The organism is Rhodopirellula halodulae, from assembly GCF_020966775.1.
GTDB classification, from domain to species: domain Bacteria; phylum Planctomycetota; class Planctomycetia; order Pirellulales; family Pirellulaceae; genus Rhodopirellula; species Rhodopirellula halodulae.
The window spans coordinates 1,919,856-1,935,828 of record NZ_JAJKFV010000029.1; the positions used below are offsets into that span (position 1 = coordinate 1,919,856).

Annotated in this window: 12 protein-coding genes; 6 read left to right on the forward strand and 6 right to left on the reverse strand. The window is 56.9% G+C overall.

The genetic code is table 11. The features are described from left to right. Window positions 1-348: 348 nt before the first annotated feature. Both rpsO and LOC70_RS19935 read right to left on the reverse strand, forming a co-directional pair. The gene (rpsO, locus tag LOC70_RS19930) at window positions 349-618 is read right to left on the reverse strand and encodes a 30S ribosomal protein S15 (protein ID WP_230255728.1); all 270 of its coding nucleotides are present in this window, start codon (window positions 616-618) and stop codon (window positions 349-351) included. 118 nt (window positions 619-736) lie between these two features. Next, window positions 737-2,359: a hypothetical protein gene (locus tag LOC70_RS19935; RefSeq protein WP_315857320.1), complete on the reverse strand. Its 1,623-nt coding sequence runs from the start codon at window positions 2,357-2,359 to the stop codon at window positions 737-739. A gap of 246 nt (window positions 2,360-2,605) precedes the next feature. On the opposite strand from LOC70_RS19935, the gene LOC70_RS19940 reads away from it, so the two are divergent. Continuing rightward, the gene (locus tag LOC70_RS19940) at window positions 2,606-3,313 is read left to right on the forward strand and encodes a PTS sugar transporter subunit IIA (protein WP_230255730.1); all 708 of its coding nucleotides are present in this window, start codon (window positions 2,606-2,608) and stop codon (window positions 3,311-3,313) included. Then, window positions 3,294-4,289 carry a hypothetical protein gene (locus LOC70_RS19945; RefSeq protein WP_230255731.1) on the forward strand — a complete coding sequence of 332 codons (996 nt, stop codon included), beginning with the start codon at window positions 3,294-3,296 and terminating at the stop codon, window positions 4,287-4,289. The genes LOC70_RS19940 and LOC70_RS19945 overlap by 20 nt, the downstream gene beginning before the upstream one ends. Window positions 4,290-4,483: 194 nt before the next feature. On the opposite strand, the gene LOC70_RS19950 is transcribed toward LOC70_RS19945, so the two are convergent. Continuing rightward, a complete protein-coding gene (locus LOC70_RS19950; RefSeq protein WP_449314299.1) occupies window positions 4,484-6,160 on the reverse strand; it encodes a ferredoxin in 1,677 nt (558 codons plus the stop codon). Window positions 6,161-6,830: 670 nt separating this feature from the next. Between LOC70_RS19950 and LOC70_RS19955 the strand changes: the two genes are divergently transcribed. From LOC70_RS19955 to LOC70_RS19965, 3 genes are all read left to right on the forward strand, one after another. Then, window positions 6,831-8,237 (forward strand): tetratricopeptide repeat protein, encoded by a 1,407-nt coding sequence (locus tag LOC70_RS19955; protein ID WP_230255733.1) that lies wholly within the window; start codon window positions 6,831-6,833, stop codon window positions 8,235-8,237. 305 nt (window positions 8,238-8,542) lie between these two features. Then, window positions 8,543-10,087 (forward strand): trypsin-like peptidase domain-containing protein, encoded by a 1,545-nt coding sequence (locus tag LOC70_RS19960; RefSeq protein ID WP_230255734.1) that lies wholly within the window; start codon window positions 8,543-8,545, stop codon window positions 10,085-10,087. 176 nt (window positions 10,088-10,263) lie between these two features. Further along, window positions 10,264-10,824 carry a hypothetical protein gene (locus LOC70_RS19965; protein WP_230255735.1) on the forward strand — a complete coding sequence of 187 codons (561 nt, stop codon included), beginning with the start codon at window positions 10,264-10,266 and terminating at the stop codon, window positions 10,822-10,824. 52 nt (window positions 10,825-10,876) lie between these two features. On the opposite strand, the gene LOC70_RS19970 is transcribed toward LOC70_RS19965, so the two are convergent. Beyond that, window positions 10,877-11,383: a response regulator gene (locus LOC70_RS19970; protein ID WP_230255736.1), complete on the reverse strand. Its 507-nt coding sequence runs from the start codon at window positions 11,381-11,383 to the stop codon at window positions 10,877-10,879. Window position 11,384: 1 nt separating this feature from the next. Next, window positions 11,385-12,107: a hypothetical protein gene (locus LOC70_RS19975; RefSeq protein ID WP_230255737.1), complete on the reverse strand. Its 723-nt coding sequence runs from the start codon at window positions 12,105-12,107 to the stop codon at window positions 11,385-11,387. A gap of 336 nt (window positions 12,108-12,443) precedes the next feature. Between LOC70_RS19975 and LOC70_RS19980 the strand changes: the two genes are divergently transcribed. After that, window positions 12,444-14,174 (forward strand): alkaline phosphatase, encoded by a 1,731-nt coding sequence (locus tag LOC70_RS19980; RefSeq protein WP_449314300.1) that lies wholly within the window; start codon window positions 12,444-12,446, stop codon window positions 14,172-14,174. Between the two features lie 33 nt (window positions 14,175-14,207). On the opposite strand, the gene LOC70_RS19985 is transcribed toward LOC70_RS19980, so the two are convergent. Next, the gene (locus LOC70_RS19985; protein WP_390889059.1) at window positions 14,208-15,716 is read right to left on the reverse strand and encodes an RtcB family protein; all 1,509 of its coding nucleotides are present in this window, start codon (window positions 15,714-15,716) and stop codon (window positions 14,208-14,210) included. Window positions 15,717-15,973 lie beyond the last annotated feature (257 nt).

Sequence of the window (15,973 nt, forward strand, 5' to 3'; positions counted from 1 at the left end):
CGTGGTTTCGCAAAACGAAGGTCACGATTCGAGACAACCAAACGTGGGCGTGATTTGGTTGGATCGCGTTGGACACCCTTCGGGCATCACGTTTGAGCTGCTTTGACGAGACGGCTCGATGCAACCGGATCGGTCGCCAACGGAGGCACGTCAAAGGGAAGCCAGTGAATCGGCGATCGCGTTCACTGATTTGGAAGGGGAAGGATTGAAATCCAGAGAGGGATTTTCCCAAAGCGTTGACGGGTCGCTGGCAAGCATGCCGCGACCCCATCCCGCCCCGGGACCAAAGAGCCCGGGGGGACGCACGCCATGTGGCCGCGGCCACGCCGACGACCACCCGGCCACAACTTATTTGCGGATACCGAGTTTACCGATGATATCGAGGTATCGCTGTGGGTCTTGCCCACGAACGTAGTCCAACAGACGGCGACGACGACTCACCAGACCCAACAAACCACGACGCGAGGCGTAATCCTTGCGATGGGTTCGCATGTGTTCGGTCAATCCGTTGATTCGTTCTGTCAAAATCGCGATTTGCACTTCAGGAGACCCTGTGTCTCCGGCCGCGGCGCCGTGCTCGCGAACCACTTCTTCTTTCCGTTCTTTCGAAATCGTCATACCGACAAATGCTTTCCTGATCGTATGTGATCGCGGTGGCCAATGTTTCTGAATCGCAGGAGTTTAGCGTGCCCCTCTGCGAACGCAACGTCAAATTCGCCGCCGCGGGAAATTCGGCTCAGTAGCCGATTCCTGCTCTAAGAATAAACGCTTCGTCGAGGTTCGTGTTGCCCTCAATCGACTGTTCGTACAGCAATTCTCGGTCGAACGAGACACCTGCTTCGATAAATCCGGAGCGTTGGCCGGAACGCAAAAGCTGTGTCTGGCCCCACTCGAATCCGAACATCACGTTGATCTGGTTGATATCGACTCGTTCGCCATCGGCAGCCAGCAAAGAATCGCTGAGTGTCCAAGAATCGCCGCCGTACTCGCCCGCCAGATACCACCAAACGTCTCGGGTGCCGATCGTTCGCCAGTATTTTGCCAGTTTGGGCTCAGGGAAATAGATATCGAATCGGGTGTAGGGATCAGGTTGCCACAACCATCCCCCCGCCGGGAGCAACTTCACGTCGAGTCGATCGAGGTAATACACCCCGGCTTTGAACGTCGAGGTCGGGGTCAAGCGGAAAGATGCCAAGCCTTTCCCCAACACCCGAATGCTGTCGCTGTTGAAGGTGTCAAAATCGGTATACGCCCCCACGCGGACTCCCAATTCGGCCCCGATCATCTGATTGGGATCTGTTTGCCATCCAAAATCCAACGAGGCCGCATATGCGTTGCTCGGCAGCATCCGTGTTGGAACGGTGGGCGGTGTGGCAGGCCCATCGAACAGATAGAGCGAAAACGACGGGACAACGAATAGCGGTCGCGTGCTGAACAAAAAGTTTGGGAAGGCGAAGCCAATGGATGCATCGGTTTGGTTGTATCCCAGGTCGGTCGCGCCGTCGCCGCCGCTGATGAAGGTGTGTCGGAGACGAGGGCCGTGCAGCAATTTGTAGGCGCTGATCGCTTCCGCGGAACTGAATCCGCTGGGGAACAAACTGTTGGGCGTTCCTGAAATTCCACCCGGGAACAGGGTCGAGGGTGATCCCGATGGATAAGCGGCGCTTGGATAGGGATCCAAACCCGCGGGAGGAACCGTGGCACCCGCGTAGGGTGACGCACCGGAATAGGACATTCCCGTTCCCGGGTAAGCCGGCGGTGCGCCTGCGTAAATCGAACCGGCGCTGTACGGGACCGCGGTTCCGCCGCCGTAGCCTGTGTTGAACCCACTGCCTTGGATCGTGCCACCTTGGTAGGGGACGGTGGTGGAACTGCTGCGGAAAAGATCGCCGGAGAAAATGCCATTGAGCAGCCCGCCATTGGGATAGGCCGCGTTGCCGGTTGCGGGCGGATAGGCTCCTGTGGTGCCGGCCGAAGCCGTCGGGTAGCCAAGTGGCGCGGTGGTTCCGGGCGGTGTGCTCGGTGTGTATTGAGGAACCGCGAATGAGTTGGGTGCCGAAGAGGCGGAGGCGTAAGGGTCAAACAGCGACCCCGAAACCGGTGCTGTGCCGGGTGGGGGAGGCGTTGCGAAATTTGGGCTGGAATAGATCGAGCTTCCATAGCCACCATTTGGCGCGGGATTCGCGGTTCCACCCACTGCGGGCGGCGGGGCAACACCGCCGGATCCGTACGGCGAACCACCCATTCCCGGCGATTGGATGGGGGCCATGTTGGTTTGCGGTGTTTCTGCGTAGCCTGTTTGAGCGAGAACTCGCTGCGGCCGGCTTATCGAAATGACGCACACCCACGCGGCCAGCATCGTGCAGGGGGCAAGCATCGTAGGAAAGACGATTCGCGAGAATCCTCCTATGATGACGCCCGTCTGCGGTGCGACGAAGGGATGAGATGAAGTCGCCAAAAGGATGCACTTGGGAGACGGCGGGCACGGTCAGTTCACAAACTTGAGTCGATTTAGCGATTTTCGCGAACTTTCGTCAAGATAAATCTGGCCTGCAAACTATTCCGGACTTGAAACACTCGACGAAGCGAGAAGGCAGCTTGGGCAATGGAAGATCTAGACATCCCACAATTGGCTGAATACCTGCACATCACTCCCGATCAAGTTCGCAAAATGGCGACGCGAGGCAATTTGCCGGGGCGCCGAGTCGGCGGCGATTGGCGTTTCAACGAAGCCGAGATCCACCATTGGTTGGAAGAACGCATCGGGCTGAGCGACCAAGGCGAGCTGGATCAGGTACGAGCCGTTCTGCATCGCCAGTCCGATGCTCCGCCGCAAAATCTATCGGAGCTTTGTCCAGTCGATTTGATCGCCAATCCGTTCGTCGGCAGGACTCGCGGCAGCGTGATTCGCAACATGTGCGAATTGGCCAGTCGCACGGGAATGTTGTGGGACGCACCGGCGATGGCCGAGGCGGTGGCCAGTCGCGAAAAGTTGCATCCGACGGCCTTGGACTGCGGTGTGGCGTTGCTTCACCCTCGACGGCCGCAGACATCGATCTTGGCTGAATCTGTGGTGGCTCTTGGGGTTTGTCCGACAGCCGTGCCCTTTTCAGACACGGGGCAGCTGACCGACATTTTCTTTTTGATCTGCTCTTATGACGACAGTTCTCACTTGCGTATTTTGGCAAAGCTAAGCCGCATCGTTTCCGATGAAGCCTTCTTGGAAGGGGTGCGAGCGAGTGACACGCCCGCGGACACGTGGGCGCTCCTGAACGAGGCTGAGATGTCGCTAGATGAGCACCACGCTTTCTAAACCCACCCCCACCGTCGATTTCGCGGCATCCGCGGGCGAGCCAAGGATCGTTGCATGGATCGGTCCTTGTGACGATGCGTTGACGCGTTCCGCTCGTGCGATTTGCGAGTCCGGTTGCGATGCCATTTCGACGTTCCCGACGATCGAGCAATTCCTCAACGCACCTCGACGCTTGCCGGTGTCTCATGTGTTGATCGTCCAGTGCGAACGCATCGCGTTGGAGGCGGGCGAAGTTCAAGCTTTGCGGGCCGTGGTCCCCGAAGCTCGCGTGATGCGGTGGATCGGTCCTTTGGTGGCTCCCTCCGTTCAATTGCCAACGCGAGTCGCCGCGACGAATCAAACGACAGCAACACTAACGTCCCCGAAGTCATCCAAGGCCGATGAATGGCATGACGATTGGGTGGCGACAATCAGTTGGCGAGACACGAGTGAGGTGTTGCCACATTGGCTGGCCAGTTCAGATGAACGATCACGCGACGGAGTTGCCAGATTGCCCGAAGGGAACTGTGTTGTTTCAGGACGTGGCGATAGCGACTCGAGCGAGTTGCCCGGATTGGATGGTGAGTGCACTGCCTGTGCTGTACGCCCCGTCATTCTGGTGTCCCGTTGGTGGGCGACCGCGGACGCCATCTTTGATGCGGTTGAGTCGATTGGTCGACAACACAATCGAGCCGTTCCCGTCATGACTTGGCGGCGCAACGGGGTATCTCAATCGGATCGTATTCAAGACGCCATCGTGGTTTGGGACGATTCGGTTTGGACGCCGGACCGATCAACGCAAGTCAATGGCTCTGTTTGCGGGCCGGGTTCACTACATGACAACGACACCGAAGTGCATGTCTGGATGACGGGGATGGCCACGCCTCACCAGGTTGAATTGGCGATGAAAGCCGGCGTCAAAGCGGTTTGGAACAAGCCCACTCGTCGTGAATCGCTCGAGTCGATTTGGGCAATGCAGCGTTCGCCAAAATTCTGATTTCGAGATCACTTGCTGAGTGATTGTGGGCGACCGCGAGTGCAATCATGAGTGGTGTAAACACGAGTGCTGAAATCAACTGCGATTGGCCAAAAGAAAACCCGCCCACGACGGATCGTGAGCGGGTTAGGTGAACCGAGTGGAGTGGCTCGGTCCAGGTTCTGATCGCGAATCGGGTGATCCGCTGATTTCATTCAGCAACCGGTGCAGGGCGAAGCGCTGACGGTCGCGCCGCAGCTGCCGCATCCACTGCCAACCGAAGGTGCCGACTGGTACATGATCGGTGACGAGCATCCGGACGAATCACCGCCCATCATGACCGAAGGACCAACGTGAATCGGCGCCGAAACGGCAGGAGCACTGATCGATTCGGTGCACGGTGTGAAGGATTCTTCCACCAAGGTTGGCACCATCTTGCAGACCTGGACCTGCTTTTCTTTTGTGACGGTCACGGGAACGTCGACCGTGTATTCCTCGATCACCTGTTCCGCGACTTGGTCGTAGCGGGTGGTGGTGTAAGGTTCGACAGTGTACTCCGGAACGTTGTAGGTGAAGCTGACTTCTTTCGTTCGTTCCTCGGTCTTGTAGGTCACGTACGGGATGGTTTCCGTTTTGGTCACCGAGGTGTACGTCAGGTGTTTGCGAACTCGGGTGCGAGTCTCTTCGTTGTACTGCACTTCTTTGCGGGTACGCGTGCGAGTCTCGTCAACGTACTTCACAACCTTCTTGGTTCCCGTGCGGGTTTCAGGTTGGTAGACGATCGTGGTGCACTCGTAAGGGACCTGCGTGGCCTGTTGTTCGTAAACGGTGTAGTTGACGACCTGCGATTCGGTGGTGCTGGTGGTGACCGGGACTTCTTCTGTCACGACATTGGGCACCCAAACACGTTTGGTCACGGTGGTGGTTGCCGATCCACATCCGGCGGAAGCGGAAGCAGCGTAAGACACCCCTCCGCCACAGCCTGCGTACGATTGGCCACAACCCGTGTTGCATCCACCGCAAGAGGAAACGCAACCGCCACAGGAGCGACATCCGCCGCAACGACTGACGCATCCGCAAGCGGAAGACGACGAGAGCGAAGGCTGGCAACCGCTTGAGTAAGCAACGTTGGTCGCCACGGGAGCCGCGGCCACTTCAACGACTTGTTCTTCCCAGTGGCCGTAGTCTTTCGTGACCGTTTTCATCGTCGTTGTGGGAACGGCGACTTCGATGGTGCGGCTCTTGGTGACCGGAACCGCATTGACCACGGTGCGGGTCTTTTGAGTCGTGACCGCTTGAGGAACGTTGACGGTGTAAGTGAAGCTCTCGTCCACCAATTTGGCGACTTTGACCGTGTAGGTTTCTGGCACATCGACCAAGGTTGGGACACGAACAGTGTACTCTTCAGGAACCTCGTTCCACTGCGGAACGCTTTCCGTGACTTGCACCTGCTTTTCTTCTTTTACAGGAACCAAGACCGAGTATTTGATGGTTTTGGTATCGGTCTTTGGAACGTTGACGACCTTCGTGCGGTAGTTCTCTTCCGTCCCGGGCACGGTCTTGTAAACCGTTTTGGTACGGAAACGAGTTTCCGGTTGGCTTTCCGTCACGTTGACCATGCGGGTTTCGGTCACGTAGGTCGGCTTCATCACAACGCGATAGCCAACGACAGGTTCGCAAATCGTTTCGCGGGCCGGCGAAACGGATTGAACCACGGAAGTTCCGCCCAGCACGGACGTGCCGCAGCTGCTGGCGTATCCGCCGGAGTAGCTTGCACTGGGAACGACGTAGCCTTGGCCGCAGCCAATGGCACCGCCGCAACCGCTGCTGACGACGGAGGTGGATACGCCACACGGATCGGAGCAGCCTCCACATGGCATGCACTGAGCCATCGAAATGGTCGCGGTGAAAGCGAGGCACGCCGCGGCGACCCCCGCCATCATGGATCGTAAATTCACTGGTGAAATCCTCTATGAGTCAAAAACGACGGTGTGTTGTGTGCCGAGTGCGGTCCGCTGGCTCGCTGAGATAGCAGCCACACCGCTGATTGGGTGACTGAGACGCCGGCGATCGGCGATGCAGCCACACATTCGTGCAGTTCAGGACGGACATTTGGGGGATCACTCACCCACTTTCGATGCATCAGATTAGATCAACCCAACCAGGTTACAATCGTTCAGGTCGGAAAAATCCTCTCAAATGTTGCAACCGGAACATCCGTTGCAGTCATCGCAAACATCCTACAGCACGTAGATTCAGCAAGGTCAACCGTGCCGTGGCTGATCCGGCCGCCGAGTGCGAAATTTCCAGGGGAATTCATCTCGCGGGCGGTGGTTTTTTCGTCCCCGTCTCTCGTGGCTTGGGCGGTCGATTGATAGAGTTTCGTTGAGACGCACGCCGGAGTTGCACGGTCGAATGACGGCACGTCTCTGGTTGCCAAGCGTTGCTGACCCGCCAATCGACGATTGCCCGGCAACGCGATGTGGGCCTCGCCGGCAGCCCAGGCGTACGAATTGTCGAGAGCAGCGGCGACTCAATGACTCTGAACCCTTCCACTCATACATGAACACTTTGTTGAATTCACCACAGTTGAAGTCACCACAAATGATCAGTCGCTTGTTGCCACTCGCCGTCGTTTGTTTGCTTTTCAACGCCTTGCATGCGACGCCGATCCGGGCGGCCAAGCCTGGGCAACCGGTCGTGGCTCGTGTGGAAATGCAATTTGCGAAAGAGGATCAGGTCGTAGATGTCATCGCCAAAGGTGACCTTTTGACGGTGGTTGAAGATCGCGGTGAAGACTACGTGATTGTGACTCACGACGGCACGCGTGGCGCCGTGGACAAGGTGAACGCCGTGGAGCTCGCGGAATCGACCGGCATTTACTCCGAGCTGATTGAAGAGAATCCGGACGAGGGACGTTACCATACGCTACGAGCTTCCGCTTGGTGGGCCTTGGGCGAGCAAGAAAAGGCGATGGCGGATTTCAACGAGGCCATCGAAAAGGGATACGAAGAGGCTCACGCCTATAGCAGTCGAGGACTTTTTCACGCTGCTCGCGGAGAACATGAGAAAGCGATCAAGGATTACGAACGGGCTCTGGAACTGGATCCCGAAGACATCACCCCAATCATCAACCGTGCCGCCGTCCGCATGGCCCAGCGTAAGTTCGACGCGGCAATCGCTGACTACACCGAGGCCTTGGAGGTTCGTGAAGGAAACGCTGGTTTGTTGCGGCAGCGAGCGTTGGCCTACAAATCCGCGGGGCAGATGGAAAAGGCGATCGAGGACTACGACGCGATCGTGGATGACAACCCGGAGGATGTCGCGGCCGTTATGGGACGTGGCTACATTCGTTTTCAGCAGCATAACTACGCGGCGGCGGCAGCGGACTTTTCCGCGGCATTGGAACTGAATGAAAAGGACCCGGTGGCGTGGAACAACCGTGGTTACAACCGCTATCAATTGGGCAAAGCCAAGGACGCCTTGGCGGATTACGACCGAGCCATTGAACTGGCCCCGGAATATGCATTGGCGCACCAAAACCGAGCCTGGTTGTTGGCGACCACCGAAGACGAATCGCTGCGTGATCCAGATGCCGCTGTCGAAGCCGCGAAAAAGGCTTGCGAGCTGAACGGCTATGGGAACGTGAGCGATCTCTCTGCCCTGGCGGCAGCGTTGGCGGCACAGGGTGAATTCAAGGAAGCCGTCGGTTGGCAAGAGAAGGTCGTCGAGTCGGCACCAGAAGACGCCAAGACGTTTGCCTCCAAGATTTTGGATCGCTATCGAGCCGGCAAGCCTTACATCGCCGATCCGATTGCGGCTGAGAAGACGGAGCAGCAGGCCGCCGAAGCAGCCGCGAAAAAGAAGGCTGACAAAGAGAATGCTGCGGCGAAGAAAGAGGCAGCCAAACGGTTGTCAGAGCAAGCTGAAAAAGAAGCCAAGGCGAGCGGGCTCGAGAAAGCCGAGTGATTCGAGGCGAGTGACTTCGCTTCGCCAGCCAACACCGTGAAACGGCGGTTTCACGCCAATTATCAGAGCTTTTTTTGCTTTCTTCTGGAAAAGACTCAAGAAACGCGAAAGGGCCGTTTCGATTGGGGTTGCCGCGGCGTGTGTGGATCTCCGAGTATCGCGCGACGGACGAGGACGAGTTGAGGTCGCGAAGGATCGCGGTCTGACTCAATCAGACTCCTCGCCCGAACACGACGGCTTGGGTTCATAGCAATGATTCCAAGCGGTGCGGAGCAAACTTTTCTATCGTCCAAGGAGGGACGGGAGTGCACACGACTCATCATTCGGCTGGTGTTCTCGACCGATCGCGGCAACTTCGTTGGTTTGGTCAGCATCTGATCATTCAGTGCTTGGCGGTGTGTTTCGCGATTCAATCGTTCGCTTCCACGGCGGTCGGCAGCGACGCGATCTTGCTCGAGTTTTCATCCGCACAGTGCGGCCCATGCCAAGCGATGAAGCCCGTTGTTTCGGAATTGATCGCTCGCGGAGTCCCGGTTCGCCAAGTCGATGTGCAGAGCGAGCCGCATTTGACTCGCCGCTTTGGTATCCGCAGCACGCCGACGTACATCGTCCTGCGAGAGGGCAAAGAGGTCACGCGACTGTTGGGCGTTCAAACGATCAGTGAGCTCACTGATGCACTCAGCCAATCCGCCGCTGGGCCTTTGATCCCGACTCGTAGCACCACCAATCAACCCAGCCTCAACGAACCGCAAACTCGACTGGCACCTCTGACCTCGGGTCAGAACGCGGTGGATCGAAGTCCCCGTCGAGCCATTCGTAAAGAACGTGCGAGTGAACCGTGGGATTCGGATTGGCAATCGCTCAACCAAGGTCCCGCGGAATCGGCCACCCAGTTGACCCACACGCAAGACGCATCGATGGAACCCATGCCGAGCATGTCCTTGGCCGATGCGATCGAGAAAGCAAAATCTGCCACCGTTCGACTGCGAGTCTTCGATGGTCGTGGTTACGGTGCTGGAACCGGAACGATTGTCGACACCAATGGCGATGAAGCTTTGATTCTGACCTGCGGCCACCTTTTCCGCGACGGCGAAGGCAAAGACAAAATCGAAGTGGATTTGTTTGTTGCGGGCGAAGTACGAACCGTCATGGGACAAGTCGTCGATTATGACGCGGGTGATCGTGACATTGGTTTGGTGGCAATTCGTCCCGGGTTCCCCGTCACACCAGTCAAAGTATTGCCGGCTGGCGAAGTCGTCAAAGTGGGCCAGACGGCGTTCAGCTTTGGTTGTGATCGCGGTGATCCGCCGAGTCGTCGCGACACGCGAATCACTGGCGTCGACAAGTACAACCAAAACATCGGTGCGTCGAACTTGGAGATCGATGGTGCCCCGATCGATGGTCGCAGCGGTGGAGGTTTGTTCGACGATCGGGGTGTACTGATTGGAGTGTGCAACGCGGCTGACTACAAATCGGATCTTGGAATTTACACCGGTCCGCGGTCCGTCTATTGGCAACTGGATCGAATCAATCTGACCAACCTCTACCAAGGTGGTGCTGCTGATATGCCTCGCGAGCAAATCGCCTCGAACAATCAGCAACCAACCCGCGAGCAGTCTTTGAATGCTCCTGCTCAGACGCCTCGCAACGAATTCACCATGGCAGCGGCAGGAAGCAGCCCATCGCCAATCGCCCAAGTTTCTGCAACGAAAGAGCCTCGGACTTCGGCAACGGAAATGATCGTGATCTTACGAGATCCCAACGGTCAGCAACGCGAGCAAGTCATGACGCTAAACCAGCCCGATCCGGATTTGGTTCAGCGAATCCGTCAGGCGGCGATGGGGCGATAACTTTGTTCCGCCGCGGCCTGCTGTACACGCTCGGCATCATTTGGTGCCGAATCGTACCAGCGTCTTTGCTGCGATACCGCCGATGCGTGATCGTACGTTTGGCGGCGCGAGAAACGTCCGGGGCTGAGCACCTAGCAGCAAATTTCGCCGCCCGTCGATCGAGAACGCCAGACGAATTGGCTTCCGTTGAGCGCGTGACGTTGTATTCACCGCCATCCCAAGATGACGTCACCGCGAAAGAAGCTCCGATGCCGAAAGCCCATGGCATTTGGCGAGAGCGTGACTCACCCGTCGCGCCCGCGTTGGGTGGAGCGTGGATCGCGGAAGACGTGTTTGATGAACACGAGCTACACGTTCGCATCTCGCTGGACACGCAGCAACGATGGTTGTTTGCCGCGAGGGTTGAGAAAGGCCAGCGAGGTCAGGGCGTCTACTCCGCGTTGCTGGACGTGATTTTGCAAAGCGATGCAAATGTCTGGGCGGCAATCAATCCGTCCAACGTTGCCAGCATGCGTGCGCATAAAAGTTTCGTCGTCGAAACAGCGGGTGTCTTCTGCGTCTTGCGAGTGGGACCCTTTGCATGGGGACGAGTCGCGAATGCGGGTGGCTCTGTTCCTGCAAAATCGGCGGAGCCGGCCTTCAGTGATCACCGCTCGCACGTCTTGAAATTGCAGGACTGCTGCACCACAAATGGCAAAGAAAAACCGCTCGTGATTTGCATCACAAGCGGTCAGTGAATCGCAACGATTGTTGGTTCAGCGAACTTTGGTTCGCCGAGTATCGATCTGGTCAGGCTTGTATTCCGCCGCCGGTGTGCGACGGATGATTGCCCGCGTTGCCGGCTGCGGCTGACACGGCCGCTTGTTGAAGGTGAATCATCAGCTTTTTGTGGTCGCGAACGACTCGCAGGAATTCATCTTCGCTGACTGGTTTTTGGATGTAGTCGTAGACCCCAAGCTCGTCACAACGTTCTCGATAAGAAGCTTCTTCGCAGGCGGTCAAAACCACCGTCGTGACGCGGGCCGAATCCGGCTGCAGCTCGCACATCTCTTCGAGCACATCGATGCCAGTTCCGTCGGGCAGAATCATGTCGAGTAGCAACAGATCCAACCGTGGGGCGCGAGCAAAAATGCCGGTGCGTTTCATGAACAGAATCGCTTCGTGCACGCTTCGAACCAACGTGAGTCGGTGATGCAGCCCGCTGCGACGCAATGCGTGAATCGTAACACGCGCGTCCACGAGGCCGTCTTCCACCAACAGGATTTCCATTGGTTTGGTGCGTGAATCACCTAGCATTCTAAAGCTCCCTTTCGATCAGTTCGGCTTCGAGACGTTCATGACGTGTCATCTCACGCGTGAAGTGGGCAACTTGTTCGGCGAACGACACCACAGCGGTGCGGTCGCAACCACGATATTGTAATTCCTCGGACTGTTCGATGAGATCGCACAGGTCGAGGTAGAGCCGTCGATGCTGTTCGAGTGCTTCGTGCAGTTGAGCTTGTGATTCGCCCGAATCGGTCGCGAATATTCCCAGTTGGGGGGGCGGTGCAGCGGTCTTCAAGTAACCATAGGACTCTTCCAGGCCGAATTGCAACGAGAGCAAGTCGCGAATTTCGCCGAGGGCACGTACAAATCGTTTGATGAGTGATTGGGCGGAGTCCTCCGGGTTCCAATCTTCCGTTTCGCAGAGGGCCCGCAACTCGGCCGCTGCCAACCACAGATTTGGGTTGCTGTCTTTAATTTCTTGCAGAAACGCCGCGTTGATCAGCACTAAGCATTCGGAGGGATCCAAATGATGAGTTTGCGTTACGGCGGCGGCCGCCTGCAGCTTTCTACGCGGATGAGGGTCTACGCTCGTCATACCAATGCAAATCCTCCGTGCTTGGTAACTCTGGCCGAACCCGAAAAGGAAGCGTTTTGCCCAGCGTTCGTGCGTCAGAGCGGTGATTGAGAGGTTACGGCTGCTGAGACCGATCGTCAAGGAAATTGTGGAGCGCGGCGGGGTGGAAATTCGCTTCATGCTGAGTTTTGGCGGCTCATTTTCCCTCTATTCCCCCAAGTCTTCCTCATCCGTTTCCTCTTCCAGATCTCATGTCAAAATGTCGCTGCCAAGTTTCTGGCATCGCCATGCGGACACTTCGACGACTTTACGAGTAGGATCTTGCGTCAGACCGAAGCCGCGAATCTGTTCCACAGCGAAGCGTATCTCGACGGATGTGCTGTATCGCGGATGGATTCCGAAACGTCGATTCGCTTTGTGTCCCCCGCCTCCCCACCCACCTTCTTTTCCCGCCCGATTCACATGTCACCGAAGCATTCCTTGTTGCCCAAGTCGTTGTTGCCCACGTCGTTGACCATGTTTGGGTTGCTGCTCTGCGGCCCGTTTGTTTTCGATTGCCACTCTGTCTCGGCGGAGGAGACCGTCAAGAAGCTGTTGGACAAAGCCAAGACTCTGGTGGATCTAGGGCCAGAAAAAGAGGACTTGGTCGACCCACTGCGTGACATGCAGTCCAACGCCATGAAGAAGCAGTCCGCGCCTTGGGGGCACTGGGGAAGCAATCCGGCGAAATACAGCACGTGGACCAATCACAGCAACCGTTTGATACCGCTGTATACGTTTGGGTACACGCTGAATGAGCTTCGAGAACGCGGCAGTTTGTATTCAAACGCTCAACGCATGCGGGAACACTTTGGTCGCGTCGATGAGCGGACCTTTCATCCCGCGGCCAACTATCACGATCAGGTCGACGTGTATGACTTGCAAATGGCAGCAATCGAATCCGGCAAACGCAACGTGATCTTGATGATCTTTGATGGCATGGATTGGCAAACAACGCGAGCCGCGTCGCTGTATCGCAATCAAGCCAATCGCTATGACAGCGGTCGTGGCACCGGATTGCTGTTCCAGGATTACCGCAGAGTCAAAACCGATTTCGCGTTCATCGTGACCACGCCGTACTCATCGGGGGCCAAGTTGGATGTCAATTCGCAAACCATCACCGCGGCACCCGGGAAGTCGACCGGAGGGTTCTCGCCGGAACATGCGGGCCCGATGCCATGGCACGAGCAATCGCGTCGCGAGTATGTCATCGGCCAAGATCGCGAGGTGCCACACACCTTCACTGACTCCGCCTCATCAGCAACCAGCTTGATGGCGGGTGTGAAAACATACAACGGCTCGATCAACGTCATGCCGGATGGGAAGTTTGCTGAACCCATCGCCAGAACGCTTCAAAAGAAAGGCTACCGAGTCGGTGTGGTGACCAGCGTTCCCGTGAGTCACGCGACACCGGGTTCCGCCTATGCCAACAACGTGGTCCGGCAAGACTACCAAGACATCACTCGTGATCTGGTTGGGTTACCTTCTTCATCGCATCGCAAGGATCCTCTTCCCGGATTGGATTTGTTGATTGGCGGAGGTTGGGGCGAAGGCGTTGGCAAGGATGGTTCCCAAGGTGAAAACTTCATGGCCGGCAACAAGTACTTCCACGAATCGGATCGTGAGGCCCTAAAACGCGACTCAAAGGACGGTGAGGAGAACGCTTATCTGTTGGTCGAACGAACGGAGGGGCGTTCCGGTGCGGAGGTCCTGAATGAAGCGACCGAACAGGCCATCGAAGAAGGCAAACGTTTAGTTGGATTCTTTGGGACGAAGGGCGGGCACCTGCCATTTCAAACTGCCGACGGCAACTTCAACCCGACCTTTGATGTGAAAGGCACCGAACGCTACGACGAGGCGGATCTGATTGAGAACCCAAATTTGTCACAGATGACCGAATCCGCATTGAAGTGGTTGTCATCCTCGAAGCAGCGACCCAGCGAAAAAGAAAAGGCTCCGGGTTTCTGGTTGCTGATCGAAGCCGGTGACGTGGACTGGGCGAACCACGCGAACAACTTGGACAACAGCGTTGGCGCGGTGTTCAGTGGCGAACAAGCTTTTGAAACCGTCGTGAATTGGGTGACACAGCAAAACGCTTGGGACGATACCGCCGTGTTTGTGACCAGCGATCACGGGCACTTTCTGGTGATTGAAAACGAACAAGCGATCAGTAATGCGGCCCAAAAAGCGGCCTCCAGCAATCGCTAGAGTTTGGTGCTTCATCGTGATTGTTGGATCACGTCAGTCGTCGGCAGGGGCTCCGTCCTTCAGCACAAATTTTGCTTTCAACCGAGCTACCTCGTCGGCGAGTCCAGCGTGCCGCACGCTTGCCAGGACTTCGTTGAAGTCTTTGTAGGCATCCGGCGCCTCGTCCCGTGGGTAGGCTCGGCAATTGCTGATGATGTCATGATTCAATAAGTCTTGATCGACGTTGGATTGGTTCAATTGCTTCTTGGCCTTCGTACGACTGAGTTGTCGCCCTGCTCCGTGGTTCACGCTGAATGCGGAGACGGAAGCACCCGGTCGAGCCACCATGATGCTGGAACCATCGCGAGGATTGCCCGGCAACAGAATCGGATGCCCAGTTGATTCAAAGTCTGTTCCCGCGAGTTGTTCGTGTCCTGCGGGAAATGCACGTGTGGCTCCTTTGCGATGAACCCACTGTAGTTTGCCATCGATCGGTTCTTGGCGTGCAATGTTGTGGCTGATGAAATAGATCAGTTCGCCTTGGACGCCAGGGAAAACGTCACGGAATGATTCCAAAACGAGTTGGTTGATCAGCAAGTGATTCACCGTTGCGAAGTTCGCTCCCATGGCCATGTCGCAGAGGTACTTTTGGCCTTCCGGGGATGCCGCTTCCGCGTAGACCAATTGCGGGTCACCGGCGGGGAAAGCCAGCCCGGTTGATTGGAAGTGTGCCTTCATGGCGCGGAACTGTCCCATCGCTAAGTCGTGACCAAAACCGCGAGAGCCGCAATGTGACAGAAACGCGACCTGACCATCTCGCAATCCCCACTGCTCGCCGATCGCACGCAGTTCAGGGTCTTGTGAAAGCGAGACCACCTCGGCTTCACCAAAATGGTTGCCACCGCCATAGCTTCCGAGTTGACGGTATTTGCTCTCGATCCGATCCCGTTTGTCACGCTGGCGTCCCATCCAATCCAGTCGTGCCGCCAACGTGTCGACGGAACCATCGGGCGCCGTGTGCGAGGCGTCTTCGCAGCGTGAAGCCCAACTCTTGGGGATGCCAAGTTTCTTCAGCACGGATTTCGAGGCACCCTCGGTTGCCAATTGGAATCCCAGTGCCGCGTCGACGCTTCGGCTTTTGGGGGCGTGTCGCTGACCGCGTCCCGCACCGGTGGGGACGCGTTTGGCAATGGCTTGAATGATGCGTCGACGAACTTTTTGGTCCGCGATTTCTTCGGCGGGCAGATTGGTTTGCAACAAACTCATGCTGCACTTGATGTCGACGCCGACCGGACCAGGATAAACGTGGCTGGGCGAAACCATGACGCAACCAACCGGTGCGCCGTAGCCCACGTGTGCGTCCGGGTTCAGAACCACGCGGGATACACCGGGAGCCAAGCGACTGTTGATGGCTTGTTGAAAGGTTTGACTGCCAAAACTTTCACGAATTGGATCGGTCCCAATCACTGTGATCGGGGAATGATCGTCCCCAACGGGCAGCGTCGCGATTGCTGGTCCCTGGACCTGAAGCATTTCGTGCATTGTGTCGACGGAATCCATCATGGTTTCCTTGTAGATGATGGAGCCGATGGATGCAGAGGATCGCTACTCTTCGTGCCGGCTCATAAGCGTTGGTTCATTCTGATTGAATCTTTCAGCAGCAGAGAGCGATGCCGATTCAAAAGGTTCGCTTCGAAACAACATTTCAGGCAGTCCTGCGGCTTCGATCGTCGCGTTGGTGTCCAGAAAGCAGCGTCGCCGGCTCTGCAGTCAATTTCACCAACGAGGATGTTTCTTGGCGGGTCTAACGGATCGTCCGG

Coding starts and splice junctions, on each gene's coding strand:
- rpsO (WP_230255728.1), bottom strand. CDS start 618: ATGACGATTTCGAAAGAACGGAAAGAAGAAGTGGTTCGCGAGCACGGC.
- LOC70_RS19935 (WP_315857320.1), bottom strand. CDS start 2,359: ATGCTGGCCGCGTGGGTGTGCGTCATTTCGATAAGCCGGCCGCAGCGA.
- LOC70_RS19940 (WP_230255730.1), top strand. CDS start 2,606: ATGGAAGATCTAGACATCCCACAATTGGCTGAATACCTGCACATCACT.
- LOC70_RS19945 (WP_230255731.1), top strand. CDS start 3,294: ATGAGCACCACGCTTTCTAAACCCACCCCCACCGTCGATTTCGCGGCA.
- LOC70_RS19950 (WP_449314299.1), bottom strand. CDS start 6,160: ATGGCTCAGTGCATGCCATGTGGAGGCTGCTCCGATCCGTGTGGCGTA.
- LOC70_RS19955 (WP_230255733.1), top strand. CDS start 6,831: ATGAACACTTTGTTGAATTCACCACAGTTGAAGTCACCACAAATGATC.
- LOC70_RS19970 (WP_230255736.1), bottom strand. CDS start 11,383: ATGCTAGGTGATTCACGCACCAAACCAATGGAAATCCTGTTGGTGGAA.
- LOC70_RS19975 (WP_230255737.1), bottom strand. CDS start 12,107: ATGAAGCGAATTTCCACCCCGCCGCGCTCCACAATTTCCTTGACGATC.
- LOC70_RS19980 (WP_449314300.1), top strand. CDS start 12,444: ATGTTTGGGTTGCTGCTCTGCGGCCCGTTTGTTTTCGATTGCCACTCT.
- LOC70_RS19985 (WP_390889059.1), bottom strand. CDS start 15,716: ATGATGGATTCCGTCGACACAATGCACGAAATGCTTCAGGTCCAGGGA.